This is a genomic window from Pseudanabaena biceps PCC 7429, from assembly GCF_000332215.1.
Classification (GTDB): Bacteria; Cyanobacteriota; Cyanobacteriia; order Pseudanabaenales; family Pseudanabaenaceae; genus Pseudanabaena; species Pseudanabaena biceps.
On the sequence record NZ_ALWB01000029.1, the window covers coordinates 1 to 14,401 of the forward strand.

General features: G+C 45.2%; 15 protein-coding genes. 7 read left to right on the plus strand and 8 right to left on the minus strand.

Annotation, left to right across the window (positions count from 1 at the left end; genetic code table 11):
- Positions 1–83 precede the first annotated feature (83 nt).
- A complete protein-coding gene (locus tag PSE7429_RS05300) occupies positions 84–1,379 on the minus strand; it encodes a hypothetical protein (protein WP_009626050.1) in 1,296 nt (431 codons plus the stop codon).
- A 347-nt stretch (positions 1,380–1,726) separates the two neighbouring features.
- Here PSE7429_RS05300 and PSE7429_RS05305 point away from each other — a divergent pair, with 347 nt between their 5' ends.
- The 3 genes from PSE7429_RS05305 to PSE7429_RS05315 are packed head-to-tail and all read left to right on the plus strand — an operon-like array spanning position 1,727 to position 4,516.
- Positions 1,727–2,560: a DUF1997 domain-containing protein gene (locus PSE7429_RS05305; protein WP_009626051.1), complete on the plus strand. Its 834-nt coding sequence runs from the start codon at positions 1,727–1,729 to the stop codon at positions 2,558–2,560.
- Positions 2,561–2,576: 16 nt separating this feature from the next.
- Entirely contained in the window at positions 2,577–3,269 is a 693-nt protein-coding gene (locus PSE7429_RS05310; protein WP_009626052.1) for a GvpL/GvpF family gas vesicle protein, read from the plus strand.
- A gap of 32 nt (positions 3,270–3,301) precedes the next feature.
- Positions 3,302–4,516, plus strand: a complete 1,215-nt coding sequence (locus PSE7429_RS05315) for a M20 metallopeptidase family protein (RefSeq protein WP_009626053.1) — start codon at positions 3,302–3,304, stop codon at positions 4,514–4,516.
- A gap of 251 nt (positions 4,517–4,767) precedes the next feature.
- On the opposite strand, the gene PSE7429_RS05320 is transcribed toward PSE7429_RS05315, so the two are convergent.
- Positions 4,768–6,003: a hypothetical protein gene (locus PSE7429_RS05320; RefSeq protein ID WP_233424298.1), complete on the minus strand. Its 1,236-nt coding sequence runs from the start codon at positions 6,001–6,003 to the stop codon at positions 4,768–4,770.
- On the opposite strand from PSE7429_RS05320, the gene PSE7429_RS05325 reads away from it, so the two are divergent.
- The 4 genes from PSE7429_RS05325 to PSE7429_RS05340 all read left to right on the plus strand — a co-directional run bounded on the left by PSE7429_RS05325 (position 5,993) and on the right by PSE7429_RS05340 (position 9,320).
- A complete protein-coding gene (locus tag PSE7429_RS05325) occupies positions 5,993–6,619 on the plus strand; it encodes a CDP-alcohol phosphatidyltransferase family protein (RefSeq protein ID WP_009626055.1) in 627 nt (208 codons plus the stop codon). The genes PSE7429_RS05320 and PSE7429_RS05325 overlap by 11 nt on opposite strands.
- A 14-nt stretch (positions 6,620–6,633) precedes the next feature.
- Positions 6,634–7,611, plus strand: coding sequence for a phosphatidate cytidylyltransferase (locus tag PSE7429_RS05330; protein ID WP_100228890.1), 978 nt, complete (start codon positions 6,634–6,636; stop codon positions 7,609–7,611).
- Entirely contained in the window at positions 7,608–8,264 is a 657-nt protein-coding gene (locus tag PSE7429_RS05335) for a lysophospholipid acyltransferase family protein (protein WP_009626057.1), read from the plus strand. Before PSE7429_RS05330 ends, PSE7429_RS05335 begins: the two co-directional genes overlap by 4 nt.
- A gap of 186 nt (positions 8,265–8,450) precedes the next feature.
- On the plus strand, positions 8,451–9,320 hold the full coding sequence (locus tag PSE7429_RS05340) for a class I SAM-dependent methyltransferase family protein (protein ID WP_009626058.1): 870 nt from the start codon (positions 8,451–8,453) through the stop codon (positions 9,318–9,320).
- Positions 9,321–9,449: 129 nt separating this feature from the next.
- Here PSE7429_RS05340 and PSE7429_RS05345 read toward each other — a convergent pair whose 3' ends face one another.
- The 6 genes from PSE7429_RS05345 to PSE7429_RS05365 form a co-directional block, all read right to left on the minus strand.
- Entirely contained in the window at positions 9,450–9,782 is a 333-nt protein-coding gene (locus PSE7429_RS05345) for a XisI protein (RefSeq protein WP_009626059.1), read from the minus strand.
- Positions 9,783–9,788: 6 nt separating this feature from the next.
- Positions 9,789–9,896, minus strand: coding sequence for a hypothetical protein (locus tag PSE7429_RS27880; protein ID WP_407681154.1), 108 nt, complete (start codon positions 9,894–9,896; stop codon positions 9,789–9,791).
- Positions 9,897–9,899: 3 nt separating this feature from the next.
- Positions 9,900–10,130 carry a DUF2281 domain-containing protein gene (locus PSE7429_RS05350; protein WP_009626060.1) on the minus strand — a complete coding sequence of 77 codons (231 nt, stop codon included), beginning with the start codon at positions 10,128–10,130 and terminating at the stop codon, positions 9,900–9,902.
- A gap of 68 nt (positions 10,131–10,198) precedes the next feature.
- Positions 10,199–10,495 carry a type II toxin-antitoxin system RelE/ParE family toxin gene (locus tag PSE7429_RS05355; RefSeq protein ID WP_009626061.1) on the minus strand — a complete coding sequence of 99 codons (297 nt, stop codon included), beginning with the start codon at positions 10,493–10,495 and terminating at the stop codon, positions 10,199–10,201.
- Between the two features lie 9 nt (positions 10,496–10,504).
- Positions 10,505–10,735 (minus strand): addiction module protein, encoded by a 231-nt coding sequence (locus tag PSE7429_RS05360; RefSeq protein WP_009626062.1) that lies wholly within the window; start codon positions 10,733–10,735, stop codon positions 10,505–10,507.
- A gap of 72 nt (positions 10,736–10,807) precedes the next feature.
- Positions 10,808–14,347 (minus strand): HEAT repeat domain-containing protein, encoded by a 3,540-nt coding sequence (locus PSE7429_RS05365; protein ID WP_009626063.1) that lies wholly within the window; start codon positions 14,345–14,347, stop codon positions 10,808–10,810.
- Between the last annotated feature and the right edge of the window lie 54 nt (positions 14,348–14,401).

Below are 14,401 nucleotides of genomic sequence, written 5' to 3' on the forward strand. Positions count from 1 at the left end.
TTAAGTACCTCAGCATAATTAAAAAATAAAACTAGATAGCGTAACGCCCGCACAGCGGGCGTTACGCTATCTAGTTACTTAAATCATAATTCTTTATTTTCCTTGAGCATTTTGGCATATTCCTGATCCGCCAAATCCTGTTCGGTAGTGTAGGCAAGATTGTCTTGATCGATGACCTCTTGCTGAGTGGCAAAAGTACTCGCAAAGTTGAGCTTGTCGCGTAATGTTGGTGATGGCTTTTGCAGCTTGTCGGCAAAGGCTGCCCGCTTTTGGTTGCGATCGCTAATCCCATTATTTAGATATTGCAGGACAAAATAACGAACTAAGGGAATAGAGAGAAATAACACCGCATAACCTAAAAGAAAGCCCATAGCCGCATTTACTAAACCCAAAAAACCGCCAGAAGCTATGACTGAAGATAATCTAGGATTGCCAAGTAAATTACTCAAGACCAAAGATGAGACTAGATAAAAAATGCCTAGCCCGATCGACAGAGTTATTTTGCCTTGAGAGGCTTGACTAAACTGCCAAACTTTTTCTTTTAAATAAGCACTTTTGGTTTTAGCTTTGCGTTCCGAGGCGACTTTTTGGAGTTCGGGAAATTTATAGGCAAGGGTTCCCGCTTCACTCACTTCGGGGAAACCGTTAAATTTTGCCAGTACGGGAATCACAAAATATTCATCATTTTCTTTATAGGTAATGTCATCGAGGTAGGGCGCAATTTGCTCGGCAATGACGACACCATTATTGCTGCGGATCATAGCGGCGATTTCCCGCCAACGGCGTTCTTCCAGATCGGCGTTGGGATTGCCATCGCCAAACAGAAATGAAAATACACTTTCTAAAAAGTTCATCTCATCGGGATCACGCTGTTTGAGCTGCTGCGGCTCGTAATAATCAGGCGCAAACATAATAAAGGGATTGCCAAAGGGATTGCCCCAGCCACCCAAAAAAATGAAGCCACCGCCACGATTATCGCTACGACGATCATTGCGATCGTTGTCGTTTCGTCCTTGGCTTTGTAAAGCGATCGTGGCGGCGATGATCCCGACGACCACGATCAAGATCGAAAGGATCAGTAAAATACCAAAGGAAATACGGATTGCATAAAAAACCCATTTCCAAACTCCCTGAAGCCATTCCTTGACCTGTAGCCAAAACGAACGATTGATCAGAATTTGCCGAAAGTTTGGTGCAAATTTATAGGCAATTTCCCCCGATTCGGCAACTTGGATATTTCCACCCGTTTCCGAGGCAAGGGCTAATATCTCCCTTTGTGCTGCATTTAAACTAAGTCCAGACTGAGCCGCCACATCACCTATCGTGACCCGATAGTTGAGCTTTTCGACGGCTTCCATCACTGCTGTACGCGGAGCCATATGCTTTCCCTAATCGAACTTCTAAGACTATTATGATGGAAATAAGCAAGATTGAGACAAGCCGAGATTGTCTCTATGGTCATCCTAATATCAATTCCCAAAATGGCGTTGCCATTTTGGGAATCTCAAAACCTTACTGGGGTTGTTTTTTAATTCACTGAAGTGTTGGCGCACTTTAGTAATGGCGCACTTCAGTAATGGCGCACTTCAGTAAATTGGTATAAGCTATCCTATTGGATTTGAAGATGGTTGGGGAGGCATACTCCTTTGGGATGAGCTTTCCACAAATCATTGAGGATTGCTATAGTCTGAGAAAACAGTTTTAAGGTATTTGTAAGGTATTTGTCATGCAGCAAGAACCAATCCCATCGACTGCAAATCAAGATTTATCTCAAGAAAGTATGGAGGAAAATGACTCGGATTTTTTGTTAACCCCTGAACAGGAGGCGGCGATGATGACTACCTATGGAGCGGATACGGAGGATCCACGATTTGAGCTTCCAGATCCCGACAATCCTCCAGACAGTGATGCCACTGCGAAATCTTCACTAGACAGCGATCGCCATCCTCAGATGGGAGACAAGGCTAAGTCCGATAAAACCGCATTTCATAATAATTACGTGGGCTACATGGACTTGTTTGCGGACAAGCAGACGGTAATGAAGTATCTGGATGCCCATCAAGGTTGGTTTAGGCGTTGCGCTCATCCTTTTAAAGCCGATCCGATTGGGACAACAGGATATGCCATGGGGGTGGGGCAAGTGGGAGCCATGGGCTTTCAAGTCGATGCTAGGGTGGGGCTGGATTTGTTGCCTCCCGATGAAAATTCAACCTATCGGATTGTGACTATCCCCATCCCCAACCAACCACCGCAGGGCTATGAGGTGGATTTTCAGGCGGAGATGCGTCTGGAGGAAAAAACTGTAGATTTACAGGCAGGATCGGCATCAGGGGGAACGGCGATCATGACTAGCATTGAGTGGGACTTGGATATTGTCGTATCGCTACAATTTCCGCCATTTATCCTGCGCTTGTCTCAAGATATTCTGCAAAAAACGGGGGATGGGGTGCTCGGTTTTGTTGTCAAACGGGTTTCTAAAAGCCTTACGGCTAAGGTGCAAGACGACTTTCATAGAACCCATGCAATTAAGGTTCCGAAGCAGATTAAGCTGAGAAGATAGCCCTCTACGTTTAATCATGCTCTATACCTATGCGATTTTGCTTGCACCTGTTCCCGAAAATAAACCTTTGGGAATTAAGGGGAAATCGATTCAATATTTGCCATGCGATCGCTTGGTGGCGGCGATCGAGGCGGATGTGGATATTGAAGCCTTGAAATTGCTACCTGAATCGGCACTAATGCAAGCGATCGTGCTACACGATCGCCTAATTTGTGAATTATTTAGCGAACGCACCCTCTTACCTCTGCGTTTTGGGACTGCCTTTGTGTCGATCGAGGCTTTAGAAGCTTATTTACGGACTGAATCCGTAAAATTACTGGCAAATTTACAAAAATTAGAGGGATATGCGGAGTTTTTAATTACAGGATCGGCGATCGCGCCCAAGGCGGAAGCGGCGAAGAACCTCAAGGGCAAAGACTATCTCTTAGCCAAGCGATCGCAATATCTACAACAGGAACAATGGCGATCGCAATTGCAACAGGAAGCCCTTGGCTATCTGCAAATCCTTAGCGCCAATTTAAGCCCTGAATCTCAAGCAGAATTTCAGCAGGTGGAAACGCAAGGCTCAGAAACCCTGCGCGTTTATGCATTATTACCGCGATCGCAGGTCGAACTTATCCAAAAAGCATTGCAATCTTGGGAATCTCAGCATTCCCATTGGCAGATCGCTTGGAGTCAAGCTTTACCGCCCTATCATTTTTTGAACTAAGATCGGTGCAATAGTCGCGCTGTTAATCCGTCATGTCTTTTGCTACCACCACTTCCCCCACCCATACAAATTTTCAGATTCGTCCTGATATCCTCGAACTGCAACCTAGCCTCGTTCAATGGCGTAGGGACTTTCATCGCTTCCCCGAAATAGGGTTTCACGAACGCCGTACATCTATGGCTATCGCTGAGAAGTTAACGGCTTGGGGAATTCCCCATCAAACGGAGATTGCGAAAACAGGTATTGTCGCGACAATTGTTGGGAAAAAGCAGGGACAGCAAAAGGTGTTAGCCATCCGTGCCGATATGGATGCGCTCCCAATTCAAGAAGAAAATATCATCGGTTATAAATCCCAGATCGATAACATGATGCATGCCTGCGGTCACGATGGACATACGGCGATCGCGCTTGGTGCGGCAAAATATCTATGGGAACGGGCGGATTTTAGCGGTACGGTGAAAATTATTTTTCAGCCTGCTGAGGAGGGACCTGGGGGCGCAAAACCGATGATTGAAGCGGGGGTACTCGAAAACCCCAAGGTTGATGCCTTGATTGGTTTGCATATTTGGAATAATTTGCCCCTCGGTACGGTCGGCGTGCGATCGGGAGCCTTGATGGCGGCGACGGAATACTTCCATTGCAAAATTATTGGACGGGGAGGACATGGAGCCTTGCCCCATCAAACCATTGATTCCATTTTAGTTGCTTCTCAAGTGGTAAATGCCATTCATGCCATCGTATCGCGCAATGTAAGCCCTCTCGAATCCGCTGTGATTAGCATTGGGGAATTCCATGCGGGTTCCGCGACAAATGTTATTGCTGATTCTGCGCGGATTAGTGGCACGGTCAGATTTTTTAACCCTGCCGTTGGCGCGAAGTTAGCTTTGCGGTTGGAAGAGACGATCGCTGGAATTTGCGCGGCTCATGGGGCTTCCTATGAACTTAAATATACAAAGCTCTACCCTGCGGTAATTAACGATCGCGCGATCGCGGAATTAGTGCGCTCCGTTGCCGAAACCGTAATCGAAACTCCCGCTGGCATCGTTCCTGAATGTCAAACTATGGGGGGAGAAGACGTATCTTTCTTTTTGGAAGCTGTCCCTGGATGCTATTTCTTTCTCGGTTCTGCTAATCCTGACAAGGGTTTAGCCTATCCTCACCATCATCCCCGATTTAACTTCGATGAGACGGTTTTGGCGACTGGGGTGGAGATATTTGCCCGTTGTGTGGAGAAGTTTTTGACTTAATACCAAAGCCCAAAAGTAAAAGCCTTGCTAAGCAAGGCTTTTACTTTTGGGCTTTGAGAAAAGGTTTGCTACGCAAACCCTTTTCTCAAAGCCCGTTTCACGTTATACCAATTCCCAAAAGTGTGGCTACACTTTTGGGAATTAAAACCCAAATTCAGTAAGGGTTTTAAAATCACAAAATGGCTACGCCATTTTGTGATTTGGTAGTAATCAAGAGCATACTGCCCGCGTAGCGGGCAGTATGCTCTTGATTACAAGCTTTTCATGTCTAATTGGAGAAATCGATCTACGCCTTGGTACATCCAATAAAGCGGCATTTTCGGATCGGCACTAGTTTTTTGGAAACCCAAAGCCAGACATAGCTCGGCATAACTGGGATGAATGATTAGCGTATACATATCCCAGAGATTAGGAAAGTCCTGCTGCATTTGGGCGAGAGTTTTTTGGGAGTCAATCAAAAGGCTAGTTTGGGAAGCTTGGCGATATTTGCTATCGATTACCCAACTGCGCACAAAAAGAGAACGACAGGTTGTATCTCCTGCTAAAGCGATTTGAAAGGGATCGACATCCGCAACTTGGCTCAAATGCAGTCCACGACTGGGGGGCTCAAAAAATTTAATTTCCGATTCGCGTTTAGTCGGATAGAAAGCATAAAATCCAATGGGATTTTGGTTATCGCTGCGCCGCAGCACCCGCAATCCCGTTGCATATTGATTTGCCCAATCGCGGAGAATATTGGCAATGCGATAGGTAACCGCATCGTGATTACGATTGAGCCAGTTGTAATTGCTAGCTAACAAATTGGCGATCGGAATCGCGTCACTGCGGGGAGCAAAGGCATCGATCGCAAAGTTAACATTTGCGTCTTGGCTGTCAGCTTTGAGGAGATCCGATGGCAGATTAAATTTAATTTGGGTGCAGTTGCCATCAAACTGTTTTTGGATTAGCCCCAGATCGACTAACTTATTGAGCATCATTCCTGCCGAGCGATCGCCGCCACGATCTTTATCGCTATAAAACACCTCTGATGCTTCAAGGCAACTACATTCCACCCATCCCTGAGGAAAGGATAATTCTGTCAGGGGCGATTTGGGAAGAATTTTGCGGGATTGGCAATCTTTTAAAAACAAATAAAGCGATAGTCGCACAAAACATTCGGCTCTGCGCCTCGTCATTCCTATGTGCCGCAGGAGGATTGTCACATAATGCTGCTGGAGTGATGGGGGAAGCCATTGGTCGATGGCTTCAGGACGGTATGCACTCACGATATTTATCACGATATTTATATATAAAGCAGGGGCTTTAGCCCCTGCTTTATATATAAATATAACAAAATTTTCCAAAAACTTCGCCCTACTTCGACCTACTTCGATCTGTTTCGACGATCTTCTAGGCGATCGCAGCTTCATCGCTCTAGTCATTCTCATTACATAGGTACAGGCTGCATGATGAGCACATGAGTTTTTGGAGCAGCTAATGGTTTCCATTTATCAATGCAAAGCGCAGTTTCAGGATTATCTCCGCCCCCTAGTCAATCAATTTGCATCTTGGCAAATTACCCCCAACCAAGTAACGATCGCCGCTCTGTTGTTATCGAGTGTGACAGGGCTAGCAATTGTGCAAAGTACACAATGGGCTACAGCTTCGCTTCCCAGTACGCAGGCGGTTTTATTGTCCGTACCTCTAGTTTTGCTAGGACGGATGGCGCTCAATGCTATGGATGGAATGCTTGCCCGCGAACATGATCGGACAACTAAATTGGGCTGCATTCTCAACGAATTGGGCGATGTTTTAGCAGATGTCTCTCTCTACTTGCCCTTTAGTTTGATTGCGGGAGTTTCTGCTCCCTTGATAATCGGAATTGTCATTTTGGCGATCGCCTCAGAAATGGTGGGAGTATTGGGATATGCGATTGACGCTCAACGCCATTATGAGGGACCAATGGGAAAAAGCGATCGCGCCTTTGTCTTTGGAGCGCTGGGCTTAATCCTCGGCTTGGGCATTGCGCCTGCTCAATGGCTAAGTATCTTTTTGAGTGGAGTTATTTGTCTGCAAATTTGGACAACGATCAACCGCATTCAAGGAATGCTGAAGGAGGTATAGGCATGGAAATGAATATGGGCATGAATGGCTTAGGTGGCTTTAGTCTTAATTTGGCAACTCCAGTTCTGTATACCCTTGCGGGAGTTTTTGGACTGCTAGCGATCGCCTCAGTTACGGTCATTGGCTTAGGGTTTCGTCATCCTCAAACTGACTATAGCGAACTCAAAGATCGCATCAAATCTTGGTGGATTATGGTGTTCCTGTTCAGTTTGGCAATTGCGTTGAAGCATCCTGTTTCGATCATCTTTTTTATGCTGCTTAGCTTCATCGCGCTACGAGAATACCTCTCTCTCATTCCCACGCGCATTAGCGATCGGCGCGTCTTACTATGGGCTTACCTCGCGCTCTTCCTGCAATATTTCTGGATCTATATTGGCTGGTATGGCATGTTTTTGATCTTCATTCCCATCTACATTTTTTTGTTATTACCGATGCGCATGTTGCTCGATGGTGAAACCCAAGGCTATTTAAACGCGATCGGGACGCTCCATTGGGGACTGATGCTGAATGTCTATACGATCAGCCATCTCTCTTACCTTGCCATACTGCCCCTGAGTGGTAACCCGATCGCAGGTGGCACAGGCTTATTAGTCTATCTATTACTAATGACCGAAATTAACGATATCGCTCAATACCTCTTCGGTAAGCTATGCGGTCGCCATCCCATTATTCCAAAGGTCAGCCCCAAGAAAACCGTCGAAGGCTTGATTGGGGGCATCGTCACAACCACGGGATTGGCGATCGCCATGGCTCCATTGCTGACTCCCTTCGATCTAATTCATGCTGCTGGTCTGGGGCTGCTCTTGAGTCTGACGGGATTTATCGGTGATGTCAATATCTCGGCGCTAAAACGAGATTTAGGAATTAAAGATAGCGGTAATCTGATCCCTGGACATGGAGGCATTTTAGATCGCATTGACAGCCTCACCTATACGGCTCCTCTCTTCTTCCATTTTACTGTTTATTTCTACTATCACGGACAATTATTATGAGACTCATTCTCAATGTCATCTTCTATCTAACTGCAAAAATTATTGTATTAGTGCTTGGACTACGTATCCGCCATCGCGAACGATTGCCCACAAATGGTCCTGCAATTATCGTCGCCAATCACAATAGTCATCTGGACACGATTGTTCTCTTTTCACTCTTCCCTTTGTCGATGATGCGGCATCTTCGTCCCTTGGCAAATGAGCAGTATTTTCTCAACCAAAATCCTTGCTTAGCTTGGTTTGCCCGTCACATTCTGCATATTATTCCCGTCTCTAGTGATGCTAATGCTGGTAGCTGCTGCGATCGCCATGGCGCTCACCGCAATTTTTTTAAAAGCTGTGCCACGGCTCTAGCGGAAAAGCAAATCCTGATTCTTTATCCCGAAGGGACGAGGGGAACACCCGAACACCTCAGCGAATTTAGAACTGGGATCGTCCATTTAGCGAAACTAAACCCTGATGTGCCAATTGTCCCCATTTTTCTGCACGGTCTGGGCAAAGCTCTTCCTAAAGGTGATTTTCTGATAGTGCCCTTGCTCTGCTGGATCTGCATCGGTGAATCGATGTATTGGAATGGTCAGAAACAGGGCTTTCTCCAGCAACTAAGCGATCGCATACAGGCTCTCTCAGACGAAAGAATGCTCTCTTTCTAATCTAATACCAATTCCCAAAATGGCGTTGCCATTTTGGGAATCTCAAAACCTTACTAGGGGCGCAATTAAATATAAACCCCAAAACCTGTAGCGCACGCGCAGCCTGCGCTACAGGTTCTGATTCTGGGTTTTAATTATGCCCAGCTACTTAATGTCTAATACCAATTCCTTCTCTAAGAGGTCATCATGCTACAAAAATCATCGCCCACTTACGAACAACTCCTTCACCCCTTACCTATCTGGAATCCCAAGGCTTGGTATTACGGATTGATGAATTTCTCCCTCCAGACTATTGGCAAACTATCCAATGGTATTCAGATCGGCTTTCAGTATGGATTTGATTCGGGTGTGATGTTGGAATATGTCTACCACAATAGACCGAGTGGATTTACGCTCTTAGGAAAGTTGATTGACTGGTTCTATCTTAATTCTCAGGGATGGCGCGGGATTAGATGCAGATCTTTACTGATGAAAGCTACACTACGCGAGGTACTCCAGTCCTATCTCCCAAAAAATATCCCCTGCCATTTGCTCGATGTTGCCTGTGGTGGTGGTCGCTACGATCTAGAGGTATTGCAAGAGTTTTCATCGGCAGCGATCGCCGCAACTTTGCGCGATTACAAAATCGAGAATGTAGCTAAGGCAAGGCAGTTAGCCGACCAATTTGGCGTTAAGGTGCAGATCGAGCAAGCTGATGCGTTTAGCGATGCCGATCTAGAGCGCGTGCAGCCGAAACCGAATGTGGTAATTGTGTCGGGCTTACATGAAATCTTGCCTAATGATGGATTAATCGAACACCACTTCCAACAACTCTATCGAACCCTCGATACGAATGGAACTCTGGTTTTCACAATTCAGCCGCAGCACCCTCAGTTAGAGATGATTGCGCGGACTCTGCCTGCCCATACGGGTTTGCCTTGGGTGATGCGTGTACGCTCTTGGGAATTAATTCACCACTGGGCTAGGGCTGCTGGTTTTCAAGACTTTCAGGTACAAATGGAACCTAATGGGATTTTTGGTGTGGTGACTGCGAAGAAGAATCCTTTAACATTGTAATAGCTAATTACTTCGCCACTGGTTAGGTCGCGATCGCGTGCTTCGGTTTCTTCGAGTCAGTCGTTAGTAATGCGATCGCCCAGATCTTGTTCTATTTCCTGACGCAAGGCGCGATAGTTGGACATATGTTTAAGCTACTCCATAGCCTGTATAGGGTCTTTTGTAGGGAGGATGTAAACCCAGTACGATGTCTTCTTTGGGAATACCGAACTCTTGTAATTCTTGTCCTACGTCAATATCAGTTATATTTTGCTGTAGCCAGATTTTTCCGTCTTTGATGTCAAAATGCAGAACAGTATGATAGACGCGCTTCAAGCCTTTCCAGCCAATACGCATCAGTTGATAGCGATCGCGCACGGTGTCAAAAATCAACTCACTCTGTACATCGTCTTGAGTTTTAAAATGACTATGCTTTTCCAGAAGATTTTGAATGTATAGACGGTAATTTTCTAGTTTATCCATTTGCGGTTATTGCAAATCAAGAATAGTTTTTAGGGCTTGGGCTAGTTGTTGGATATACGGTTCTTCTAGTTGCCCGATCGCTTTGAGAATTCTAGTTTTATCAATTACTCGAATCTGTTACCATTGGATTTCTCCGCGCACTAGTTTTTCTTCGTAGTCCTCTAGATTTTTGAGATAGTCACTAAAGTCGGATTCGCTGATGGTTAGGGATTCGCTAAATTGTGTCCATTGCTCCCAACGTTGGTTGTCTTGTTTGAGCATGAGAAAGTCAATAAAATCACTTACTTCCTGAGCGAGTTCAGTAGGAAGATGTTGGATTTTGGCGATCGCTAGGTCTTGTACTGTCATAAATATTCCTCAAAGTCGGTTAATGTTTCATCGAAGTCATCGGGTAATGGCAAAACGAATTTTCAAGATTACTTCCGTTTGCGCCAATAATTAGGTTTTTGCTTGTGATGCGCGATCGCTAAAATATAAATTTGCTCACCATCTAAAAGTCGGTATAGAAGCGAATACGGGAATTTTGATATCACTAATCGCCGAACTGAGCCTCGAAATTTTAAGCCGAGTTCTGGATAACGGGTTAGTAAGTTGGTTGAGGACTCTACGGTATTTAAAAACTCTAGGGCGATCGCTTTGTCTTGAGTTTTGTAGTAGCCAATCGCGTCGTCTAGCTCTTGTTGGGCTAATGGATGAAAAATGATTTCTTTCATAGCAAGTTTCTAGGCTAGGGATGCGCGAAGGTCTGCGAATACTTGGCTGGCGGGATAGCCAATCACTTCGCCACTGGTTAGATCATGGTCGCGTGCTTCGGCTTCTTCGAGCCAGTCGTTTTCAACTTCGCGATCGATTTCGTTGGTTTTGCCTAGTTGTTCGATTAGGCGGGTGAATAGATGAATTAGGGAGTCTTGGGGTAATGCAAGTACTTCGTTTTCTAGTTGTTCGAGTGTCATTGTTTAGTTCCTCAAGTTTGGCAATCTGTGGTGGAAGTGTTTTTATTATAGTTGCTGTTAGAGGTGCATATTTTAGCTTTCTGCTTCCAAAAATCCTTTGACTGTCTCTACGGGGATGCTGACCAATGGATTGTTGAATATGGCTTTCAAGGCTTCGATGCCGCCAGTTTTTAGGGCATTGACTAATCTTGCTTTGAGGGTGGGATTGCGCTTGATTTCTTGGTGGATGGTTTCTGCGATGGTAGCTTCACTGGGGTTGGTTTTGGCTAGTTGATTAAGCAATTCCTGAACTTCTTTTGTGGCTTCGGCTAGGTTTTGTTTGGGAACTTCAGTTTTTTGAACAATTTTCTGCTCGTTGACAGTGCCGCCGAGGTTGGCGATATTGGCTGCACCAAAGTTTGCGCCGCTAAAATTATTGTTAATTTCTGTCATGTGTATTATGTTTCCTTGTGGGTTTGATAGGACTTTATCATTGTTGTTTTCTTCCTGCAAAGGTGTTTGGGCTATGTCGTAGTTGTAGTATTTGCATCGGGCTTGGATGGCAGTGATGACTGAGAGGGCTTCTTGGCTGGCTTCTGTGGGGATGAGGGTGAGGAGATGGGGAAGTTGTTGGGTGAGTGTGGGTAAGTTGCGATCGGCTTGAGCAATTTGACATAATGACTTTGCTGCATTCTCACGAACACCAGATATTAAATCTTTTAGAGATTGAGTGAGGGATTCAATGGACTTTTCGCTTTCAGTTTTCCCTAAAGCATTTGCTGAAATCTTACGCACAGAAGAGTCTTTATCTTTAAGAGACTGAATGAGAGGTTCAACAACATTATCGCCACCAATTTCTCCTAATACCTCTGCCGCAAATCCTCTTACATATGAGTCTTCATCTTTGAGAGTTTGAATGAGTAATGCGATAGCTTTATCGCTGCCAATTTTACCCAATACCTCTACTGCTTTATGATCATTTTTTAGTTGAATTAGATGTTCAGCTAAATATTCAGGGATCTTACCACCACCAATTTTTTCTAGAGCTTCTGCTGAATACATTCGTACATAAGAATCTTCATCTTCAAGAGCTTGAGTAAGCGATGGGATAGCCTTCTCACTACCAATTTTACCTAATGCCTCTGCTGCTTGCCAACGTCCACCAGAATGCTTATCTTTGAGAACTTGAATAAGAGGTTCAATGGCTTTATCACTACCGATGTTTCCTAAGATTTCTGATAATGAGGCTCGTATATATGGGTTGAGCGTATAAATATCCTTATCTTTGAGAACCTTAATTAACAAATTGATAGCTCCGTCACTAACAATTTTACCCAGCGCCTCTACTGCTTTATAATACTCAGTAGAACCTGAATTTTGATGATTTAGAAACTGAATAAGAGATTCAACAGCTTTGTCATTGCCAATTTTTCCTAGTGCTTCTGCCGCATATCTACGAACATACCGATCTTTATGTTTTAGAGCGTGAACAAGAGGGTCAACAGCCTGATCACTACCTATTTTCCCTAAAGCCTCTGCTATTTTCCAACAAGTGTCATTATAGCCTTGATTATCTTTTAGAGCCTGAACAAGAGGGGCAACAGCCTGATCACTACCTATTTTTCCTAAAGCCTCTGCTGCTTGTTCACATACATCTTCATTACGATGTTTTAGAGCTTGAATGAGAGGTTCAACAGCCTGATCATTACCTATTTTCCCCAAAGCCTCTGCTGCTTTTACACATACATCATCATTTTGATGTTTTAGTGCTTGAATGAGAGTCTTAACAGCTTTATCACTACCAACATTTCCTAGTGCTTCTGCGGCTGTTTTACAAACACTAGGGCTTTTATGGTAGAGACGTTTAATAAGTTCTTCAATAGCCTTATCATTGCTATTGTTTCCTAATATTTGTGCTGATTTCCAACGCACATAAATGTCTTTACTATTGAGAGATTGAAAGAGGATTTTATCTGCTTTTTCACCACGAATATTTTCTAATGAATTTACTGATTTTCTACATAATTCATGATTTTCAATCTTGAGTGATACTTTTAATAATTCGCTCGCATAATCAGACCTTGTTTCTCCTAAAAGCTCGATCGCATATAACTTCGGAATTTCCCATTCTTCTATTTCCCTCAACAACAACCCAACAGTCTTCTCCTGAAACCCATACTTCACTGCCCCAGCCAACCTCGCCCCTAACCGCAAATCCACCTCCAGCGCCAGCCTTACCACCCGCACCGCCTGCTCCTCACCCTCCACCAACTCCAACATCAACGCCAAAGGTTCCGTCCATTTCAAATAATTGAGATAGCCCTGCTGTAACCGCGCATCACTCAAACTCGGCAACAGCCCCAACAACCACTCCGCCGCATAATATTCCTGAATCAACTGATGCCGAAACTCAATGCGGTCATTGCTAATCTGAATCAAATGATGCTTCAGCAAATCCTCCAACCACCGCCCCGCACAATCATCCGCATATTCCACCTTCTCTCGCAGAAACTCCACCAAAATCTGCTCCGCATCCCGCCGCGAAATCGCCACCTGCAATTCAGTCAGATTTTCGCCGCATGTCATCTTAAAAGCTAGATACTGCAACAACCGCCCCCACCATGCCCGCGAATCCTTCGATAGCGTCACATCCTGCTTAATCCTGTCCCCATAGCCCACCGTAAACGCCCGAAATACCATACCCAAATTCGGTGGAATCTGCCCCTTGAATTCTGGATGCTGAAACAACGAACAAAGCATCCATAACAACAAAGGCGTTTGCCCAAACTCCCGCAACCGTCCCGACAACTGCCGCAACAACCTCTCCCCCTGTGTCGGCAAATATGCCATCACAAACTGCTGCATCTGCGGCTCCGTCAAGGGCTGCATCTCTAACCGCTTCGCAATCCCCAAATCCCCACCCGCACTCAACTCCCGCGTCGTAAAGATCATCGGGCAAGTTTTTTGATAAAGCTCCCGAAATTGATTTACCATGACGCGACCGCGATCCGAAGGCAACTCATTCACCCCATCCACCAACAGCAACAACCGCCCCTGACGCAATAACTGCTTAATCCTCGCCTCATTAATATCCAAGGCAGGATCGTGTTTGTGCATAAAAGCAACAATGCGATCGCATACAGACGACTCATTCGCCTCCGAGGGTAAATACCGCAACTCCACCAATACAGGAATTTTCGCTTGCTGATGATCGTTTAACGCATTTTCCGCCTCCTGCAACAACAACCGCGCCAAAGCCATAGACTTCCCCGATCCTGGTCTACCCACCAGCAACACATGCTCCGCCGCATACTTACAGATCCCCTCCAGCACAGGCAACCGCTCGATTTTTTCTTTTTCCCCTTCCTCTTTTTCCTTTTGACTTTCTACTTTTTCCTTGTCCACCGTCTGCACCATTAAGCCGAAGTCAAAAAAAGCAGGAGCAATGCGATCGCGTTCCCCCCGTTGCGATTCCCGTCCCGTCGCATCCGTCAGCGTATACAAGCGCCACCACTGCTGATAAGCGCTTATCAGCGATCGCAAATAACCATCAAAACAAATCTCTACACCCATGCCGTAAATCAACCCCGAAGGACGTAGCGGCGACAATATCTTTCCGTCAGGAATTGCCACAATATTAGCTCAAATTTTCAAGTTAAGATATCCCGATTGAAATAGCGATCGCCT

Bases quoted from the DNA above. Each gene is read 5' to 3' on its own strand.
- PSE7429_RS05300 (WP_009626050.1), bottom strand. From the start codon at position 1,379: ATGGCTCCGCGTACAGCAGTGATGGAAGCCGTCGAAAAGCTCAACTAT.
- PSE7429_RS05305 (WP_009626051.1), top strand. From the start codon at position 1,727: ATGCAGCAAGAACCAATCCCATCGACTGCAAATCAAGATTTATCTCAA.
- PSE7429_RS05310 (WP_009626052.1), top strand. From the start codon at position 2,577: ATGCTCTATACCTATGCGATTTTGCTTGCACCTGTTCCCGAAAATAAA.
- PSE7429_RS05315 (WP_009626053.1), top strand. From the start codon at position 3,302: ATGTCTTTTGCTACCACCACTTCCCCCACCCATACAAATTTTCAGATT.
- PSE7429_RS05325 (WP_009626055.1), top strand. From the start codon at position 5,993: ATGGTTTCCATTTATCAATGCAAAGCGCAGTTTCAGGATTATCTCCGC.
- PSE7429_RS05320 (WP_233424298.1), bottom strand. From the start codon at position 6,003: ATGGAAACCATTAGCTGCTCCAAAAACTCATGTGCTCATCATGCAGCC.
- PSE7429_RS05330 (WP_100228890.1), top strand. From the start codon at position 6,634: ATGGGCATGAATGGCTTAGGTGGCTTTAGTCTTAATTTGGCAACTCCA.
- PSE7429_RS05335 (WP_009626057.1), top strand. From the start codon at position 7,608: ATGAGACTCATTCTCAATGTCATCTTCTATCTAACTGCAAAAATTATT.
- PSE7429_RS05340 (WP_009626058.1), top strand. From the start codon at position 8,451: ATGCTACAAAAATCATCGCCCACTTACGAACAACTCCTTCACCCCTTA.
- PSE7429_RS05345 (WP_009626059.1), bottom strand. From the start codon at position 9,782: ATGGATAAACTAGAAAATTACCGTCTATACATTCAAAATCTTCTGGAA.
- PSE7429_RS05350 (WP_009626060.1), bottom strand. From the start codon at position 10,130: ATGACAGTACAAGACCTAGCGATCGCCAAAATCCAACATCTTCCTACT.
- PSE7429_RS05355 (WP_009626061.1), bottom strand. From the start codon at position 10,495: ATGAAAGAAATCATTTTTCATCCATTAGCCCAACAAGAGCTAGACGAC.
- PSE7429_RS05360 (WP_009626062.1), bottom strand. From the start codon at position 10,735: ATGACACTCGAACAACTAGAAAACGAAGTACTTGCATTACCCCAAGAC.